This window comes from Streptomyces sp. NPDC020884 (assembly GCF_044333935.1).
Lineage (GTDB): Bacteria > Actinomycetota > Actinomycetes > Streptomycetales > Streptomycetaceae > Streptomyces.
Map to the genome: position 1 here is coordinate 367,950 of NZ_JBIRRY010000010.1, position 18,673 is coordinate 386,622.

Annotated in this window: 18 protein-coding genes; 7 read left to right on the plus strand and 11 right to left on the minus strand. The window is 68.4% G+C overall.

All coding sequences use genetic code 11. The features are described 5' to 3' along the window. Positions 1–9 precede the first annotated feature (9 nt). From ACH4UK_RS29475 to ACH4UK_RS29515, 9 genes are all read right to left on the minus strand, one after another. The gene (locus tag ACH4UK_RS29475) at positions 10–1,848 is read right to left on the minus strand and encodes a Scr1 family TA system antitoxin-like transcriptional regulator (RefSeq protein ID WP_398361127.1); all 1,839 of its coding nucleotides are present in this window, start codon (positions 1,846–1,848) and stop codon (positions 10–12) included. Continuing rightward, a complete protein-coding gene (locus ACH4UK_RS29480) occupies positions 1,845–2,279 on the minus strand; it encodes a hypothetical protein (protein WP_398361129.1) in 435 nt (144 codons plus the stop codon). The genes ACH4UK_RS29475 and ACH4UK_RS29480 overlap by 4 nt, the downstream gene beginning before the upstream one ends. 276 nt (positions 2,280–2,555) lie before the next feature. After that, positions 2,556–2,909 carry a hypothetical protein gene (locus ACH4UK_RS29485; RefSeq protein ID WP_398361131.1) on the minus strand — a complete coding sequence of 118 codons (354 nt, stop codon included), beginning with the start codon at positions 2,907–2,909 and terminating at the stop codon, positions 2,556–2,558. Positions 2,910–3,190: 281 nt separating this feature from the next. Next, complete coding sequence (locus ACH4UK_RS29490; protein WP_398361133.1) at positions 3,191–4,435, minus strand: cytochrome P450; 1,245 nt, start codon at positions 4,433–4,435, stop codon at positions 3,191–3,193. An 11-nt stretch (positions 4,436–4,446) separates the two neighbouring features. Beyond that, complete coding sequence (locus tag ACH4UK_RS29495; RefSeq protein ID WP_398361134.1) at positions 4,447–5,652, minus strand: cytochrome P450; 1,206 nt, start codon at positions 5,650–5,652, stop codon at positions 4,447–4,449. After that, complete coding sequence (locus ACH4UK_RS29500; protein ID WP_398361136.1) at positions 5,649–6,251, minus strand: GTP-binding protein; 603 nt, start codon at positions 6,249–6,251, stop codon at positions 5,649–5,651. Before ACH4UK_RS29500 ends, ACH4UK_RS29495 begins: the two co-directional genes overlap by 4 nt. After that, complete coding sequence (locus ACH4UK_RS29505) at positions 6,232–6,570, minus strand: DUF742 domain-containing protein (RefSeq protein WP_398361138.1); 339 nt, start codon at positions 6,568–6,570, stop codon at positions 6,232–6,234. Before ACH4UK_RS29505 ends, ACH4UK_RS29500 begins: the two co-directional genes overlap by 20 nt. Beyond that, positions 6,567–6,977 (minus strand): roadblock/LC7 domain-containing protein, encoded by a 411-nt coding sequence (locus ACH4UK_RS29510; RefSeq protein ID WP_398361140.1) that lies wholly within the window; start codon positions 6,975–6,977, stop codon positions 6,567–6,569. The genes ACH4UK_RS29505 and ACH4UK_RS29510 overlap by 4 nt, the downstream gene beginning before the upstream one ends. A gap of 11 nt (positions 6,978–6,988) precedes the next feature. Continuing rightward, complete coding sequence (locus ACH4UK_RS29515) at positions 6,989–8,335, minus strand: ATP-binding protein (protein WP_398361141.1); 1,347 nt, start codon at positions 8,333–8,335, stop codon at positions 6,989–6,991. 251 nt (positions 8,336–8,586) lie between these two features. Here ACH4UK_RS29515 and ACH4UK_RS29520 point away from each other — a divergent pair, with 251 nt between their 5' ends. Continuing rightward, positions 8,587–9,975, plus strand: coding sequence for a Tat pathway signal protein (locus tag ACH4UK_RS29520; protein WP_398361143.1), 1,389 nt, complete (start codon positions 8,587–8,589; stop codon positions 9,973–9,975). A 72-nt stretch (positions 9,976–10,047) separates the two neighbouring features. Further along, a complete protein-coding gene (locus tag ACH4UK_RS29525; protein WP_398361144.1) occupies positions 10,048–10,536 on the plus strand; it encodes an SAM-dependent methyltransferase in 489 nt (162 codons plus the stop codon). A gap of 547 nt (positions 10,537–11,083) precedes the next feature. Here the strand turns inward: ACH4UK_RS29525 and ACH4UK_RS29530 are convergent. Both ACH4UK_RS29530 and ACH4UK_RS29535 read right to left on the minus strand, forming a co-directional pair. After that, positions 11,084–12,916, minus strand: coding sequence for a glycoside hydrolase family 15 protein (locus tag ACH4UK_RS29530; RefSeq protein WP_398361146.1), 1,833 nt, complete (start codon positions 12,914–12,916; stop codon positions 11,084–11,086). 755 nt (positions 12,917–13,671) lie between these two features. Beyond that, entirely contained in the window at positions 13,672–14,223 is a 552-nt protein-coding gene (locus ACH4UK_RS29535) for an ATP-binding protein (RefSeq protein WP_398361148.1), read from the minus strand. 273 nt (positions 14,224–14,496) lie between these two features. On the opposite strand from ACH4UK_RS29535, the gene ACH4UK_RS29540 reads away from it, so the two are divergent. From ACH4UK_RS29540 to ACH4UK_RS29560, 5 genes are all read left to right on the plus strand, one after another. Further along, the gene (locus ACH4UK_RS29540; protein WP_398361150.1) at positions 14,497–15,873 is read left to right on the plus strand and encodes a helix-turn-helix domain-containing protein; all 1,377 of its coding nucleotides are present in this window, start codon (positions 14,497–14,499) and stop codon (positions 15,871–15,873) included. 32 nt (positions 15,874–15,905) lie between these two features. Further along, entirely contained in the window at positions 15,906–16,808 is a 903-nt protein-coding gene (locus ACH4UK_RS29545) for a phosphotransferase family protein (RefSeq protein WP_398361152.1), read from the plus strand. 106 nt (positions 16,809–16,914) lie between these two features. After that, the gene (locus tag ACH4UK_RS29550; protein WP_398361153.1) at positions 16,915–17,379 is read left to right on the plus strand and encodes an NUDIX domain-containing protein; all 465 of its coding nucleotides are present in this window, start codon (positions 16,915–16,917) and stop codon (positions 17,377–17,379) included. A 172-nt stretch (positions 17,380–17,551) separates the two neighbouring features. Then, positions 17,552–17,758: a hypothetical protein gene (locus ACH4UK_RS29555; RefSeq protein ID WP_331759636.1), complete on the plus strand. Its 207-nt coding sequence runs from the start codon at positions 17,552–17,554 to the stop codon at positions 17,756–17,758. A 194-nt stretch (positions 17,759–17,952) separates the two neighbouring features. Then, positions 17,953–18,660, plus strand: a complete 708-nt coding sequence (locus tag ACH4UK_RS29560) for an HAD family hydrolase (protein ID WP_398361155.1) — start codon at positions 17,953–17,955, stop codon at positions 18,658–18,660. Positions 18,661–18,673 lie beyond the last annotated feature (13 nt).

Below are 18,673 nucleotides of genomic sequence, written 5' to 3' on the forward strand. Positions count from 1 at the left end.
CCGGGCGGGCTACGCATCGCGTGCACTCGCGGACTCGGCGGGCCTGGAAGGAGACACCGTGGTGGCGAGGGTGCGTTCGCGGGCCTGTTCGAGCAGTTGCCGGCTTGCCGCTTCGGATTCGGCGTTCGCGAGCGCCTGGTCCATCAGCAGGCGGCAGGAGTCGCCCCGGGAGAGCCCGCGGTAGACGGACCCGTTCACGCGCCAGAGCACTCCGCCGGCCAGCGTGTGCTCGGTGAGGCTGGCCACCGGCATTGCGAAGGTGGAATCGAGCCGGAGCACCCGCAGGGTGATGTGGGGGAGAGCGCCGAGGTCGAGCAGGTAGCCGAGCTGCTCGGCCAGAACCTCCGTGCGGCCGAAGGTGCGCTCCAGGAGGCTTTCGTCGAGGACGAGCGTCCAGCCGCAGCTCTGCGCGTCCTGCGCCCGTGGAGCCGCGGCCGCTGGGTGTGGTCCGCCGGCGGGGTCGCTGAGATGGTCGCGCGGAACGACTCGGGCGTACTCGGGAGTCTGGAAGGCATCGGGGACCCGGTCGAACGCGAACGCGCGGATCTGCGTCGCGGCGCGCAGCACAGCGTTCGCCCGGCCGCCGCGCCCGGGGAAGGGGTCGCTGAACTCCTCATTCTCGAACGGCAGATGGGACGACCACATGCGGTGGGCCTGGTGGTTCAACAGCCGCAGCAGGAGGCGTTCCGTGTCGTAGTCGTCCACGTCCAGGGCCTGAAGCATCGCCCCGACCCGGTCGGCCAACCGGTGGCTTCCCGACTCCCACAGGTCCAGGGCGAGCGGAGGCACCCGCAGGCGTGCGGCGGCCGAATCCACGTCGATGCCCGACTGCTCGCGCAGCGCTCGCAGCGTGGCGCCGACCAGGAGGAACCCCGGGGGGCGGGCGGGCTCGCCTGCCAGCATCCGGGCAAGGGTGACCGGCTCGGGCCGGGCGTTCTTGGGCGCGGTCGCGACCGCGTACGTGTGAGACGCGTCCGCCGGCAGCTTCCGCGTGGTCCGCAGATGCTCCGGGGCCGGCGGAGGCTGGTCCTGGCGGTATCGGGCGGTGGGCTGAAGCCCGGGGGGAAGGACTTCCCACATGCTGAGGAGGCTCTCGATGGCGGCACGGGACCGCGGCCGGTAGCCGAAGCCCTCCTTGGCGTAGGCGTTCGCCAGGGCGGCCATGCCCGCGGGGTCGTCGTCGCCGGTGGCGTGGGTCAGGGAGACCGCGCTGCCCGCGGGCAGCAGATCGTGCAGGTCCTGCAGGGCACGTGCGGCCTCGCTGTCCGTCCACCACTCCAGGACAGCGTGGAGGAGGATACCCACCGGCTGGCCGAGGTCGACGGTCTCCAGGACGCCGCTGTGGGCGAGGAGCGCGGGGACGTCGCGCCCGTCCGCCCTGACCGCACTTACGCCCGGGTGGTCGGCGAGCCACATGTCGGCCATGGAGGCCACCGACGGGTCGATGTCGGCATACACCACCCGGGTGTCGGCCCCGTGGACCGTGTGCACGATGTCGTAGGTGTGCGGCGGGAGATACTCGCTGCGCTCGGCCCCGGCAGGGGCCTTGGCGCGGTTGCGGGGGGAGGGGTAGCCGCAGCCGAGGTCGATGAACTGCTTGATCCCCAGCTCACGGGCCAGAATCAGAGCGGCCGTGGTCCCATGCTGCTTGGTGATCCACGTCGACTGTCGAACCCACGGCACCAGCTCCGCGATGCGCTCCGCGAGCTCCTCATCGGCCTCGTAGTGCTCCGATCCGCCCACGAGGCAGGAGTCGACGCGAGGCGGCCACGGCCGCCCGATGTTGAGCTCGCCGGACAGCGCACCGCGGTCGCTCGTCGTCCCGGCGGGCTCTTGCTGGTCAGTCACGGTCGGCGCCTCTGCTGGGGACTGATCGAGTGGTCGGTCGGGTCGGTGGGGGCCAGCACGTAGTAGCCGGGCCCTGCGGGCCCGTTGCGATGCGCGATGAGGCCGTCGGCAATCAGCTGTCGGCACGCCCGGGCGAGGTGCCGGGAGGCAACCCCGTGACGGCGGCCGAGCAGCCCGGTGGGCAGCGCTGCCCCGGGGACATACATCCGCTTCGCGAGTCCCTCGCGCACGGCACGGTCGAAGTCGGCGTCCATCGGGTGCAGTTGCCCCGGGCGCAGCCGGAAGCGGCGCGCCCGACCGTGCAGAGAGGTCTCCCCTGCCGCCTCCAGGGCGCGCAGCGCCACCCGCACGCGGTCCTCCGACTCTTGCAGCTTGCGTGCCAGCTCACTCGAGGTCGGCAGGAGCTCTCCGTACGCGTACTGCGACACCACCGCACGTACCCGGGCCTGAACCTCTCCCACAGCCGGCAGAGCGAGCCCGTCGACGTGCCGGGTCGGAGACGGGTCGGCCGCCCCGTTTGCCAGGCTGACGTCGGGGCTCGGAGCAGCGCCCGACCCACCGGGGTCCCTCGCGGGCGGGACCTGCTGTCGACGTGGCCGATCGTGCCCCCGAGGCGGGGGCAGCAGGCGGCCCAGGACGACTTCGGCCTGGCGGTGCATGTGCACTCCTTCCGGTACGTGGATGGGGTCTGGTCAGCAGGGGTGGAGTCAGGCGAAGGGCCGCACGCTCGCCGCGAGGATCACCGAGATGACGGCCAGGACGCAGGTCACCACGGACACCACGAGCCTTCCGCGCGCTGCCTCAGCTTCTGCGTCACGGCGGTCCTTGGCGCGGGGCAGTCCGTGGCCATGGCCCAGGAGCTGCCACCGGTGGGCGAGGGCAACCAGGTGCGTCGCATTGTCCGCTGCGGCCTTCGCCACGAGATCGGTGATCTCCGTGCTGACGATGTCCACGGGGATCCCTGCCGCCTCGGCGACGCTGCTGTAGTGGGCGTGCTGCGAGAGCGCGGACAACAGGGTCCGGTCATCGGCGGTGAAGCCCGGTGCCGGTCGGTCACACACAGGTGGCGCGACGAGCCCTCTCTCCAGCAGGGCATGAACGAGGACAGGCCGCGTGGTCCCGGAGAGTCCGAGTGCGCGCCGTACCGCCTTGAGCTGGCTTGTCACCCCCTCGGGGGACAGTTTCAGGTGCCGCGCGATGCGGACGGTGGACCATCCGAGGACCAGGGGTTCGACGCATCGCCGCTGCGCGGCAGTAAGGGGCTCGGCACTGGGTACCGAGGTGGTCCTGGCCTCGGCTCCGGCGGGCGGTGCGCCGGGAAGGAGCGTCCCGTTGGCCCGGCTCATGCTGCCGCCCCTGTCTGCTTCTTACGCCTGCGGGTGATGGGCAGTTCGCGGAGGCTGTTGGAGATGATCGACTCCACGGGTGTGAGCTGGTTCTCGTCGACGGCGATCACGGCGTCGGGGAAGGCCTTGAGGAAGGACGTCGTGGCGATCTCGGCCTCTGCGACGGCCAGTGGTGCGCCGAGGCACATATGGGTGCCGTGGCCGAAGGCGAGGTGGGAGGAGGCGTTGGGGCGCAGTACGTCGAAGACGTCGGGCTGGTCGAACACGTCGGAGTGCCGGCCGGCGGCGCTGTAGGCGGCGACGACGGGTTCGTGCTTCTCGATGCGGACACCGGCCTCCGGCAGGTCGATGGCCTCGACGGCGTAGCGCAGCGGGAGGAAGGCGACCGAGGCGTCGCGGCGCAGCGTCTCGTGCACGGCCGCGCCCATCACCTCCGGGTTGCGGCGGACGATCTCCAGCTGGCGGGGGTGGGTGAGCAGGTTGCGGTGGGTGTTGACGATCAGTCCGACGGTCGTTTCGTACCCGGCGCTGAAGACGAGGATGAGAGTGTCGACCAGTTGCTTCTCGCTGAGGCGGTTCTCGCCGTCCCGGGCGCGGATCAGGTCGGTGGTGAGGTCGTCACCAGGGTGCTTGCGCTTGTACTTGACGAAGTCGGTCAGCAGCGCGGCGAGGTCTTCCCCGTTCTTCAGCGCTGCGGCCATGTCCAGGGAGGTGGAGAAGACCTTGCCGACGGGCTCGGCCATGGCCTCCTGCCACTCGACGGGCATGCCCATCAGGTGGTGGATGACGTCCATCGGGAGCTGCTGGGCGAAGTCAGCGCGCAGGTCCACCACAGCGCCGGCCTTCTCCTTGGCCAGCATCTGCGCCAGCAGGCGGTCGGTTATCCGCTGGATGACCGGCCGCATGACCTGGGTGCGGCGGTGGTTGAAGGCCGGTCCGACAAGCTTGCGCAGGGCCCGATGGTCGGTCCCGTACGCGGTGAACATGTTCTCCACCGCGATCCACAGCCACAGCGGCCACCGCTCGATGGTTTGCTCGAACGCGGGGTAGTGGCGGCGGGGATCCTTGCTCACCCGGCTGTCGGTCAGCAGCCGCTTGAGATAGGCGGGGTGGCTGACCGCCCACGCTTCGAGGCCGAGGAGGTCGACGCGGGCGACGGGTCCGCGGGAGCGGAGCTCACGGTCCTCTGCGACACGGTCGCGGGCCTTGGGGTCCAGAACGAGAACGTCGGTGGGGCTCATGGTGGGGCCTCCTAGTGCTCGGGGAGCTGGGCGATTGGGGTGAAGCGGACGGGCAGGCTCTGCAGGGCCCGGTGGAAGGGGCCCGGGCGCCATCGGATGTCGGCGGCGGGGACGGCGAGTTGGAGGTCGGTGAGTGCGTCGATGAGTTCTTCCAGCGCGGTGCGCGCGATGACCAGGGAGGCGTCCTGTGCTGGGCAGGCGTGCGGTCCGGCGCTGAAGGCCAGGTGTGCGCGGTTGCCCAGGCGCAGCTTCGGATCGCCCAGGGCCGGGTCGTTGTTCGCGGCGGCCATGCTGATCACGACGGGCTCGTGAGCCGGCAGGACGTAACCGTTGATGTTCACTGGTGCCGGGGGGTAGGAGAGGCAGTAGTTCGCCATCGGCGGGTCGGTGAACAGGGCCTCGTCCATGGCTTCGCGGACGGTCAGCATGCCGCTGGAGACGGTTCCCCCGAACTGCTGGTCGGAGAGCATCCGCAGCTGGGTGTTGGCGATCAGGTTCTTCAGCGGTTCGTAGCCGGCGCCGAAGAGGGTCACGCACTGCTCGGCGAGTTCCTCCGGGGAGAGGCGGGTGCGGTGCTGCAGCAGGCGGGTGGTGATGTCCTGACCCGGCCGGGCCCGCTTCAGTTCGATCAGCGCGTCCAGGGACCGCATCAGCAGTTCGTTGGCGGCGGCGGCGTCGATGCCCTCGAACACCTTCGCCATAGACTCCCCGATCGGTCTGGCCAGCTCGGGGGGCGCCCCCATCTCGGTGCTGATCGAGTTCAGGACGACGGGCTTGACGAACGCCGCGAGGAGGTCGACCTCTCCGGTGTGCGCGAACCGGTTGATCGCTTGCCTGGAGATCCGGGAGACGGTCGTACCGAGCTGGTGCAGGGGCACCGGGTCGAGGGCGTCCTTGTTGGAGGCCCGGAAACGCGCGTGCTCGTGGCCCGCGCTGCGCAGAGCGTTCGCCCGGTAGCCGACCATCGGAAGGATCGGGCACATGGCGTCCACGCCCTGCTGCCAGACGCGGGGGTCGGCGGGAAACCGGACGGGGTCATGGAGGACCTCGACGGCCAGGGCGTGCCCGATGACGAGCGTCGCCGGAACCTCAGGGGTCAGGTCGACGGGGACGAGCGGCCCGTAGTGGCGCATCTGCTGGTAGACGCGGTGCGGGTCGGCAGCGAATTCCGGTGTGTACAGGGCGAACCGCTCTGCGGCACGGGTGTAGGTGGTCACGAGTACTCCGGTCGAAACGGGAGGGTGATGAGGTGTTCCAACAGGACGGTCAGCGCTTTGATGGCGGAGGTACGGTCGCGGGCGTCGCACTCCACGAGCGGGGTCCCAGGCGCCAGGTCGAGCGCGCCGCGTATGTCCTGCGCGGCATAGCGCCGGGAGTCGGGGAAAGCGTTCACGGCGACGGCGTAGGGGACCCTCCGGTCCTCCAGAGCGCCCATCACGTCGAACGCGGCGTCCAGCGTGCGGGTGTCGACCAGGACCAGTGCTCCGAGGGCGCCTTTGGACAGCTCCTCCCACATGGTCTTGAACCGCTCCTGGCCCGGCGTGCCGAACAGGTAGAGGGCAACCTGCTGCTCGTGCAGGGTGATGCGTCCGAAGTCCATGGCGACCGTGGTGTGGACCTTGTCAGGGCGTCCGCGTGTGTCGTCGACGCCGACGCTCGCCTCGGTCATCCTTTCCTCGGTACGCAGCGGCTCGATCTCCGACACCGCACCGATGAACGTGGTCTTGCCCACGGCGAAGGCCCCGGTGACCAGCAGTTTTGCTGACGCGGTCGTCGTGGCGGGCAGGTAGGCGGTGTCAGAGAGCGCGGAGGCCATCGAGGACTCGCTCCAGGAGGTTGTGGTCCGGCAGGGTGGTGGTGGCGTTGACGTGTCCGCTGTCGGCGAGCCCGGACACGAGGATCTTCACGAGCGTGGAGTCGTACTGCAGGTGAGCGGCGATCTCCGAGACCGCCAAGGCACCGCCCTGCCGGCACAGGTTGACCACAGTGCGCTCCTCGATGTCCAGGCCCGCGGTGCTCTCGCTGGTGGACGTGACGAGGGTTTCCAGCCGGAGTTCCGGGCGGGAAGGGGACAGTCGGCCGCCTGTGCGGATGTACGGCCGGACCATGCCGCCGTCCCGCGGCCCGCTGCTCACCGGACGGAGCGGTCGGCGACGTCGAGCTGGGCGGCGATACTCGGCGCCAGCGAAACCAGCGCGTCGCCCACGACACCGACGTCGGTGCCGGGCTCGGTGAGCGCCGCGATCAGAGCGTTGCGCGCCTGCCCCACCGAGGTGACCAGCAGCATCGCGCCTTCGAACTCGTAGGCGATCTGCGACAGCGCAAGGTTGTCGAAGCACTCGCGGGCCGCCATGCCGAGCGCGACCATGCCACTGACGCTCGCGGCGAGCCGTTCCGCCATGTCCCGTTCGATGCCGTCGGAGTGGGTAATCAGCATGCCGTCACTGGCGACCACGAGGGCGGATCGCACGCCCTGCAGCTTCTGCAGGCCGGCGATCATCCAGGACATCTGCTCGGGGTTCTGGAGGGTGAAGGCGGTCATGGGTGTGCTCCTCAGCTCTGGGCAGGATCGGTTTCGGTGGACGTCGTGCGGTTGCGGGCGGCCTGGGATCCGCTGGCCCAGGCCGCCATGAGGGACGGATTGCCCGGGTTCCGGGCGAGAGCCGGCGGATCCTGGTCGCCCCGGTTCGAGCCGGTGGTCGGGGTGGACCTGCGCTGCCGCTGGGGCAGTCCGGAGGGGTGGAGCTCCCCAGTGCCTGTGCCCCGGGGCGGTTCGGCAGGGGGTTCGGGGGGCGACGTCGGGCGGTGCGTGAGGCCGGTACTGGGTGCGTCCGCCAGCAGGGGCGCCGGGGCGGCCGGCGGCGGTGTGGTCAGGATGGTGTTGGGCAGGTAGAGGATCGCCCGGGTCCCCCCGTACATGCCGCCGGTGTCCACGAAGGCCTGGAACCCGTACTCGGCGGCCAGGATGCCGACCACCGACAATCCCAACTTCGGGTTCGGGCCCAGCCCGTGCACGTCGGCTCTGCCCCCGGACAGCGCCTTGCGGGCTGCCGCCAGCTGTTCGTCGTTCATCCGCACGCCGCCGTCGGCGACGGTGATGGTCACGCCGTGGTAGGACTCCTGGATGGAGACGTCCACGGGGGCGGTGGGGCTGGAGAACATCGTTGCGTTCTCCATCAGATCCGCCAGCGCGTGGGTCACCGGCTCGACCGCCCGGCCGGCCACCGCCCGGGTGTCCAACTCCTGGACCTGCACCCGCGTGTAGGCCTCGATCCGGCCTTGAGCGCCACGCAGCACGTCGGTCAGCGTCGTCGGCGGCCACCGCCTGGAGGGCTTCGCCCCGCAGAGGATCCCGGGCGAGGCGGCAGCCCGTCGCAGCTTCTCCGCGATGTGATCGATCTGGACGAGGGTCGCGTACGACCGGTCGTCCTTGTGCCGGGCCCGCGCCTCGTCCAGGGCGTTGCTCAACGCCGCGGCCGCGCGCTGCACCGGCATGGAGAAGGCGATGACAGCGGCCCTCGTCGCCTGCTCCTGTTCCTGCTTCGCCTCGGTGCGCGCCGCTGCGACCGCATTGTGAACGACGGCGGTCATCTGCCCGCAGACCTCCCCCAGACTCTTCCCGAAGGCGGTCTGCGCCAGAGGCGTCCCCACCGAAAAGGGCGGCTCCTCCTGCCCCAGGCCCCGGGCCGCCTGTCCAACGGCCGCCACACCGAACGTGGCGAGCCGCTCCACCGCGGCGTCCCGGTCGACGCACCCCTGCTGCGCCTTCTGCACAGAGCGCCTCAGCTCACTCAGGTCGCGCCGGTACTGGGCCGCATCGCGGCGCGACCGCAACGCCCAGACGCCCACCGCCACCATCGTCACCCCGAGCAGCACGACAGCTATCACCAGGGCCGCCATCAGCCCACCCGCCCTGCAGCGCGAAACAGAGGAAGGCTCCGGGGAACCTTGTGGCCGGGGAACAACACGACAACTCCAGTGAATTGAGGGAATCGGGCACGTCGAAGGGAGGGGGGTGACTACGTCCCGCTGTGGGACCGGAACGAAGTGACTACGTTGAGCAAACCGCCAACTACCCTTGGCGGAAAGCCTGTGCGCGGGGTGAACCCCGTCAAAGGCGTCAAAGATCATCTTGGAGTCGGGGATCGTCCATGGCCCGTGTGCGTAACGAGGCGCTGGCGGCACGGATCGCCGAGGCCGGCTGGACGCAGCCGAATGCCGCGGCGGCTGTCCGCCGGGTCGCCGAAGAGGTCGGAGCTCGGGAGCTGGCTTCCGTCAGCCGGTCCCACATCGCCATGTGGATCCTGGGAACACGGCCCAGCGGTCAGGCTCCGCATATCCTCTGCGAAACGTTGACGCGGAAGCTCGGCAGGCCCGTCGCCCTCACTGACATCGGACTTCCCGGCACCCTGGGCAAGGACTCGCCCGAGAGCAGGCACTGGGACGCCGACACGTTGACCGCGCTGACCGAGCTGGGAAGAGACGACCTCGACATGCTGCACCGACGCCAGGTCCTCACGGACACCGCGTACTCCGTAGCCGGCCTCGCGATCCCCAGCGTTTCCTGGTGGAAGGACGCTCCGGCGACCGCCGCGAAGCACCGCGTCCTGTCCAACCGCAGCGTGACCCCGGCCGACATCGACGACATCCGCCAGACCACCGTCTTCTTCTCCGCCCGCGACCAACGCCGAGGAGGCGCCGCCGGACGCTCGGCCCTCGCCGCACACCTGAGCCTGGAAGCCGCCCCGCTGCTCTCCAGCCGCATCCCCAGCGAACAGCTCCGCCGCGAGCTGTACTCCGCCGTCGCCGAGATGACGTACCTCACCGGCTGGATGGCCTTTGACGCTTCCGAACACCGCCGTGCCCAGCGCTACTTCACTCTCGCCGCGAAGCTCGCCGCCGGAGCCGGTGACGGGCCGCTCGCCGGACACATCCTGCGTGCCATGGCGCACCAGGCCGTCGACCTCAAGCACCCCACCGAAGCACTGGACCTTGCTGTCGCGTCCATGGCCTCCGAACGCTACGGGCGGGCCAGCTGGAGGGAGAAGGCCCTGCTGGGCATCGTCCACGCCCGTGCCCTGGCCGCCACCGGCGACCGCAGAGGAACCCTCACCGCGATCAGCCGCGCCGAACGCGACCTCGGCCGTGACGCCGACGACGCCCCCGACCGGGTCGGCTTCTTCAGCCAAGCGTCCCTCTCCCACGAGACTGCCTGTGCCCTGCGCGACCTCGGAAGCCTCCGCGACGCCGAAGCCCACTTCAAGGACTCCGTCGCCACCCGCCGCCGACAGCTTTACGCCCGCACCCACAGCGTCACCCTCGGATACCTCGGTGCCGTTCAAGTCCGCCGCGGCGGCCTCGACGAAGGGTGCAGCACCTACAACCAGGCCCTGGACGCGATGAACGGGATCAGCTCCGGCCGCACCCGCGACGTGATCGTCCAGATGCAACAGGACCTCTCCCCGGTCCGCCGCCGCGGCGGCCGGCGAGTCGCGGAGCTCGACCAGCGTGCCCGCGACATGCTCCGCGCCGTAGGCTGACCGCGTCGAACAGCCAGCACCCCGCCATGGGCCCAGAGCACCGGCGGGCTCCACGACAGGGAGAACATCGCGGTGACAACCCAGCAGCCAATCGAGATCACCCCGATCGCCACCGTCATCGGCGGCCACACCGAGGTTCTCGACGACTACCAGGGCGGTGTCGAGTCCGTCATCCGGCTCCACGACACCTTCCCCCTCGAAACCCTGCAGGGGATCGAGGAGTTCTCCCACCTCACGGTGACCTGGCACTTCAGTCGGGCCAGCCCCGCAGACGTGCAGCTCCACGCTCGCAGCCCGCGCGGCAACACCCGATGGCCGGCGACCGGCACCTACGTCCACCGCAACCACCGCCGCCCCAACCAGCTCGCGATCAGCTGCCCGCGCCTGCTCGGTGTCGACGGCCGCGACCTGCTGGTCACCGACCTCGACGCCGTCGACGGCACCCCCGTCATCGACATCGCGCCCTGGTTCACGGACATGGGCCCGCGCGGCGAGATTCGGGAGCCCAACTGGCCAGGGGAAATGCTCACGAACTACTGGCGTAATGCCGACAGCCGATAGCCGGCCGCCGGTCAGCTCGAATGCTCCGGGCGTGCCCGCACCAGGGGAACTCACCAGGTCGCGCCGCGACCGTACGGCTGGAAGCAGAACCATCGGGTCCTCGACGATCGGTGGACCCGCCTGCCCGACGGTGACTTCTTGACCCAGCGCGAGCTTGGCGCCGACCAGGGGGTAGATGCAGAACGGCGCAGAGAACGCGCGCCCGTCCTGATTCCCGCGCCTTGCCCAGTAGAGCGGCTCACCGGCGACGGCTCCCAGAGGCGGGACGATCAGCCCCCCGCTCTCACGCAGCTCCACCAACGGGCCCCAGTCCATGCCGAGGCCGGAAGACGGGGGCAGGAGCAGCGTCCACTCGTTGGGGGCGCACATGACAGCACCCACGTACTGAGCACGCGTGTGCTTGATGTCCGTGAGCAGGTCTGCGGCCACGGTGGCGGGGATGACCAGAGCGTCGAAATCATCGCCGAGCTGCACGTCGAACGGCGCGACGGCCCAGCACGCTTCGGGGATGAGATCGTAGATCGAGGGCCCTGCATTCATGCCGAGATCACCTCGTCCCGCTGCTGACCGGGTGAGCGGCCGTTGCGTTCGAGGCGAGGACCAAGGCGAGATGTGAGAAGCCCTGCGGGTAGTTCCCCAGCTGCTGACACGTCGCTCCGTCCCACTCCTCCGCGAGCAGTCCGAGGCCGTTGCGGATCTGGAGGAGCTGGTGCTTGAAGATGTCGGCCTCCTCCGTGCGGCCGATCGCGGCCAGGGCGACGATGAGCCATCCCATGCAGATCAAGAACGCGCCTTCGTCTCCCGGCAGACCGTCCACGCCCTGGTCGGCGCCCTCGGTGGGGTACCGGAGCAGGAACCCGCCCTGAGTGGAGAGCTCCCGCTGGATCGCCTCGACGGTCCCGACGATTCGCTCGTCGTCCGGCGGAAGGAAACCGCTGGTGACGATGTGCAGCAGCGAGGCGTCGAGCTCCCGCGATCCGTAGGACTGAGTGAAGGTCTTACGCTCCGGGTCGTAGCCACGTTCGCAGATCTGCTGGTGCAGGTGGTCGCGAATCTGCGACCACCGCTCGACCGGACCGTCGCCGTGTCCGGCCGCAGTCAGCTGCACGGCGCGGTCGAAAGCGATCCAGGCCATGATCTTGGAGTGGACGAAGTGCCGTCGAGGTCCGCGGACCTCCCAGATCCCCATGTCCGGCTCGTCGTAGACGGACTCCAGGCAGCCGACCAGGCCGGTGATGAGCGGTGCGACGACGGGAGCCAGGCTGGGATCGTGCAGCTGTGCCTGGAAGAGGACTTCGACGACTTCGCCGTACACGTCGATCTGGAGCTGCCCAGCGGCGGCGTTCCCGATCCGGACGGGCGTGGAGCCCGCGAAGCCCGGCAGCCAGTCGAGCTCCATCTCGGTGAGCTCACGCTCACCGTCGACCCCGTACATGATCTGGAGGCTCTCGGGCTGACCATCGATGACCCGCCGGAGCCAGTCGATCCAGGCTCGCGCTTCCTCGGTGTAGTCGCAGCTGAGGAGAACCCCGACCATCAGCGCGGAGTCCCGGAGCCAGCAGAACCGGTAGTCCCATTGGCGCACGCCGCCGATCTCTTCAGGAAGCGACGTCGTGGGCGCGGCAACGAACGCGCCGGTCGGCTCGTACTGCAGCGCCTTGAGTGTGATCAGCGACCGTTCAACAGCATCACGATCCGGCCCGGCATACGTACTCTGCGAGACCCAGTCCCGCCAGAATGCCTGCGTACCCCCCAGCAGCCGGGAGGCATCCGGCACCGGAGGCGCGTCCGTACCGGGTAGCCACGAGAGGGAGAAGGCCACCGTCTCGCCCTCCGAAAGCCTGAACTCTGCGGTCAAGTCGCCGCTGTCCGCTCGGACAGGCACCGGGGCGTCCAGCCACAGCTGCCCGTCCCCGAGGTCCACACGAGCCCGGCCGTTCTCGGCCAAGAGCGGCACGCTGCGCCCGTAGCCGGGCCGCGCGCGGAAGAGGGAACGCATCGGGACGCACCCGCTGATGCCCCTCGCGATGCGGACCAGCTGCGCGTCCTCTCCTCCGACGGGCATGAAGTCGAGGATCTGTACGGTGCCGGCCGGGGTGAGCCACGTGGATTCGAGGACGAGCGTCCCGTCGAGATAGCGCTGGCGGTTCACTTCCGGGGTAGTGCCGCTGAGGCCCACCGGTCCGAAGGCCCACATTCCGTGCTCCTCGGAGCCCAGAAGGTTCGCGAAGACCGCGGGGGAGTCGAACCGGGGCACGCACATCCAGTCGACGCTGCCGCACCGGTCGACCAGAGCGGCCGTACGCAGGTTCCCGATCAGCCCGTAGTCCTCAATACGCCTGCCAGGGCGACCTGCGGAAGGCTGTTCCTCGAGCTCCACGGCGGCACCCCTGGGCGAAGGGATGAGTACTCCGGTGTGCGTGGCCATAATCTGGGGGGCGTCGCTCGCGGAGCGGAAATGAGTGTCCATGAGGTCCGATCTCGGTCGTGTGGCGGCTAGGGGTTCGAGCCCGGCGGGTCGGGGAATCGCGGATGGCGGTATTGCACGCGAGGAGACACCGCGCTGCTCGGGCCTGTCAGGGGAACAGCCTCAGGACGCGCCAACCATGGCTATGCGCCCGTGGCCTTCGTCTTTCCCGGCTTCTGCCTGTCCGTCGCTTCCGCGTGGCATCAGGAGAGACATAGCTGTCTGTACGGACGCTGCAGGCGGCTCGGTCAGCTGCACCACGTGTACTCGATCAGGGGGAATCTGGTGTTCCTCCGCCTGCGCAGATCCGTAGCGATGGAGAAGACGCTCTCGCCCAGCGGGATGTCGCACGCACTCAATGAAGTGCAGGTCGTGGCCTACAGCGCGAGAGAACCGAAAGAGGCCAGGGACTGTGAGCGGGTGAAGTTCTGCCGACTGGGCATCAAGCACGACGGTCCGTTTCGGTCCGACATCGAGATTCCAAGCCGTGGCCTTCAGCAGCACCTCGTACAGCCAACTCTCCTTCTCCGGAGAGAGGGAGAGACTATCGGCGGGGAAGAGCGTCCGCCGAAGGCCTTCCTTGCTCAGCAGGTGACCGTCAAGACAATGGGTGAGCTCCTGAGCGAACTCGGCCCTCCCCGCAGCGGGCAGTCCGCTGATGCAGACCATCACCAGTTGACTCCCGACGAAGCACATGCCGCTGAGCCATGCACCGCATTCGCGGTCTCGGCGCCCATCGAGCATGAGGCCTCGCAGAGAAAGAAGGCCCAGACCGTCTTGCCGATGTCGCCATCCAGTTGCTCGGTGGTCCAGCAAGTGGATTCCAACGCGACGATCTGCATCCCCCGACCGTCCACTGCGTCCCCGGTCCGGTAGTCGTTGAGAATTGGCCGCGCCGAGGAGCCGTCGCCAACACCCACCCCCAGAGCTACTCCGGGCAGGAACCGGAGCGAGAGCGCGATGCCATCCTTGCGTGTCTCGGGCAGCCCGTGCTGGACCGCGTTGCTCATCAGTTCACTGACCGTCAGAACGACACGCTCCGTCAGGTCGCCTCTCCTCGCGAATCCCCATGCGGCCAGATGCTCCCGGGCGAGGCGCCTCGCATGGAGAGCAGATCGCGGTTCGTGGGCGAAGTCCGCCGATACCTCGCGCAGGCAGGCGCCGGAGGCCAGGCACGACAGGAACTCAGCCGGTGTATCGGGTACTGCGGTCGCTGCCATGACAGAACCTCCAGAAGCCAATCGCGGCGCTCGCTCGCGCTCGGACGGACGGGACGGAGACCCGAGAACCATGAGCACGAAACTCACGGAGGCCGGGGCGCCGAACCGGAGGTAAGAGTTCTGCGTCCAGGCAGCTTCGGCAAGTGTCACCGGTTACACATGTGTCACCCGGTGGCCGCCATGTTGCACATTCCCCAGGGGGAGTTACACATTTCTGGCCCTGAGGAGCGAACGTGAGAATAGGCTGGCTCTCCCATCGACCAGGAGGGCCACATGGTGGAACCGGCGGCGCCACCAGAGCTTCATAAGCCGGCCTGTGCCAAGTCACTGCAACAGGAGGGCGAGAGCGCTGGATTGCAACCTCGGCAGATCGCCCGGAGGATCCACGACCACTGCGGGGTGACGCTGCTTCGTGCGTTCCGCCTGGCATTAGGCATCACGCTGGAGGACGCGGCGGCGGCACTGCGCACGCTCCCGGGTGCTGCCGTGCGGGGTGCTCCGAAGATCGACCGAATCCAGCTCGGCCACTGGGAGAGCGGCAAGCGGACCCCGAAGGCGGCCACCATTGGCCTTCTTTGCCGGTTCTACGGCAGTTCCCCTGTGGAGCTGGGTTTTGAGGACACGGCCTCGAAGGTCCTGGCCACGAAGCTTTCCACGACCCAGACGGTGGAGGCCGACGATGACAGGTTCGGCCGTCGAGTCGACCACGCGCGAAGGGTCGTGGACCGCACGCTCGCAACCTCCAGCGTGAGCGCCGGCCAACTCGACCTTCTGGACGAGCAAGTCCTGGAATCGAGGCAGAGGTACGTCTACACGCCGCCCGAGCCGATGATCGACGCCCTCATGACGCACCTTGACGAAGTGATCGATCTGGCCGCCGAGCGCCAGCCGGCGGCGGTGCAAGTCCACCTGTCGGAACTAACCGCGATGCTCTCCACGCTCATCGCCGACGGGCTGATGAAACTCGGTCGCCTGACCCAGTCGGAGTACTGGTACCGCACTGCGCGGCACGCCGCCGACGACAGCGGAAACAACGAGCTCCGAGCGCGAGTACGGGCGCAGGCTGCCATGCTGCCGTTCTACTACGGTCCCCTGGAGACCGCGGTGGCACTCACAAGAGAAGCTCGTATGTTGTGCCACGGTCGTCCCAGCACCACCGGAGCCTTCGCCGCGGCCGCCGAGGCGCGCGCGCAGGCGAAGCTCGGCAACGAAGAGGCAGCTGTGGACGCGATCAACCATGCTGCCCGGATCTACGAGCAGAGCGGATCCGGGGGGCGCGACAACGACGCTTGGGCATTTCCAGAACGCCGCTTCCACCTGTATGTCAGCGGAACCTACACCGCTCTCGGACGAACGAGGCAGGCACGCCAGGCCCAGACGCAAGCCCTTGCGCTCTACCCGGAGCAGAGCGGCATCGACCCCGCGCTACTGCGTCTTGAAGGGGCAATCTGCCTGGCCCACGAACGCAGCCCGGCGGAGGCCTGCGAGATGGCCGGAAACACATACCTGAGCATGGCGCCCGCCCATCGGACTCCGATCATCGAGGAACGTGCGCGAGACGTCCTCACAACCTTGCCGCCCGCTGTCCGTAACTCGCGCTCAGCCCGAGAACTGACCCAATTGCTGGCACTGCCTCCAGGCCAGATGTGACAGCAGGGCCTCGAGTCGGTCAGCCTGGAACCATGAACGCACCGACGCCGGCTCCCGGCGGATTCGACGGGTCCGAAGTACGAGCGATACTCGCGCGAGTATCCGAAGCTGCAGGCTTGGATTCCTCGAGCCCCACGCTCCTCCGGGGGCACACCAACGCGGTGATCCTCCTGGAGGACGAAGGGGTCGTCGTCAAGATCGCCCGGCGCGGCACACCTCCAGCCCAGGTGACACGCACGGTCCAAGCGGTACGCCACCTCATGAAGGTTGGCTTCCCCACAGTTCCCCTGCACCCCGTCGAGCAACCGATGCTCGTCGGTCAACACTCGGTAACCATCTGGAAGTACTACCCGCAGCCGGATCGTGTCGTCCCGGCATCTGAACTTGCCCTGCCTCTGCGTGCTCTCCACACCCTCGACATACCCCAGCTCGACCTGTCCGGCCACGACAACATCCGTGCCATCCGCAGATCCCTCGCCTCAATCACTGCGCTATGTGCCAACGACATCGACTTCCTGTCCGAGCGTCTCGATCAACTCGAAACCGAACTCAGCGCTGTCCAGTTCACGCTGCCCCAAGGGCTGATCCAAGGCGACCCACAACACAGAAACGCCCTCCATACCCCAGAGGGCGTCGTCTTGTGCGACTGGGACACCCTGGCCATCGGGCAGCCAGAATGGGACCTCATCACCGTCGAAGTCCACTGCCGGCGCTTCGGCTATGGTCAGCAGCACTACCAGGACTTCGCAGACGGGTACGGCCTCGACATCACCCTGGAGCCCGCCTACAAGACCCTCGCGGCGATCCGCGAGCTGCGCATGGTTACCACCAACGCACGCAAGGCCCACCACGCGCCCGGCACCATCGCCGAAGTGGAACGCCGCGTGGCGGGCCTCCGTGACAACGCCACGGACTCGCGATGGCACATCCTTTGAGCCTGCACGTCGACGGCCGCACACCGTCGAGAGGCTTCAGCTCGCTGATCGCCATGACTGCGAGATTTTCGGAGGGCTGGTTCTGCCCCCTGGGATGGGAATCCGCATGCTGATCCGACCGTCTCTGTGGCCCGTATCGGTAAAGGGAATCGCTCTTGACCGCACGTCACGCGTGCTTCTGCTCCGGAACGAGCGCGCGGAGTGGGAACTGCCTGGTGGTCGGATGGAGATCGGGCCTCCGGCCAGCTCGGATCCGGGCGACCCCAGTCCTGAGGCGACGGTCGAGCGAGAGCTGAGGGAAGAAACGGGCTGGGAGGTCCGTGCAGATGCTCTGATCGATACATGGATCTACGAGCCAGTGCCCGAACGACGGGTCCTGATCATCACCTACGACTGCATCGTTCTCACGCCGGACCAGAAACCGGTCGTGAGCAACGAACACTCCCGCATCGGTCTCTTCTCCCCGAGCGAGGTAGCCGGCCTGACTATGCCCGCGGGCTATAAGCGGTCCATCGCAGCTGACTACGCGGCCAGAGCCAGGAGAGAGCGAGGGATACGCGGACAACCTTGATGCCGACGCCCGCCCCAGCGCAGCTCCGTGAACGCCGCTGGCCGCCTAAACCAGCTGACGTGGGCACCACGGACCACGTCATCCTGCACCAGGACGGGAGCGGCGTGCGGGCGAAAGCCGTCGGGCTTATGGGCGCCGAAACCGCCACCACCGAGCAGTGAGGACCACCACCATGAACTTCCTTGTCGACCAAGCGGTCGCGAACGGCGAATCTCTCAAAGGTCCGCACTACAAGCACTGCTACATCTACGAGGGGCAGCACTGCTCCTGCGGCGGAAACTACCAGGGCGACGCGCCAGGTCCCACTCTGTGCGAGTGCGGGACCTCGACCAACCTGCTGCACGACTGCGATGCGGCGGACCGCTCCGTCAAGCAGTAACAGCCCGCCACCACCGAGCTGGACCGCGACGGAACAGGTGGCGCCACACCGGAACCGCGAAAAGGGCACGGGGTACGCACCAATTTGAACGAGATCCGATCACCTGCGCACCGAAGCTCAAGCAGGCACTTCGCCGGCGGCCTCCGAGAACGCCGGTTGAGCGAGATATCCCTCCTGAAGAAACGAGCTGCCGCATGAACCTCGTGCTCTGGGACATCGACCGGACCCTGCTCTATGTGGGGAACACCGATCGACTGGTGTACCGGGAGACCTTCCAGGAGGTGGTCGGCCGGGCCGCGACATCGCTTCCAGCCCGAGGGACCGGCGTCACCATGCCCCTGGCCGTACGCGAGCTTCTCACCGCCAATGCCGTACCCGAGACCGAAGTCGAGCGCTTCGCCGACCTCATCGTGGACCGGCTGCCCGACCGCCTGGAAGCTCACCGGGAGGAACTCGTCCGTCACGGGACGGTGATGCCCGGCGCTGTTGAGGCGCTGGCCGCCGTACACCAGGCTCCAGACCTCATCCCGACAGTCGTCACCGGGAACCTCCGCGCGAGCGCGGAGATCAAGCTCGCGGCTCTGTCCCTGATCCAGTACGTCGACATACCGCTCGGCGGCTACGCCTCTGACAGCGCCCACAGGCCGGACCTCGTGGGCATCGCACAGTCAAGAGCGGCTGCCCGGCACGGCATACGGTTCGACGCCGCATCCACGGTCATCATCGGGGACTCCAGACAGGACGTGATCACGGGCCTGGAGGGAGGGGCGAAGATCATCGGCGTAGCGTCCGGGACCACCTCGGCCCAGCAGCTGTCCGAAGCGGGAGCTCACTACGTCCTCCCCGACCTCCGTGACCCGGAGGGCCTCCTGTCCCGGATCCGAGCGCTCACGAACGAATAGCCCCGCGTTCGTC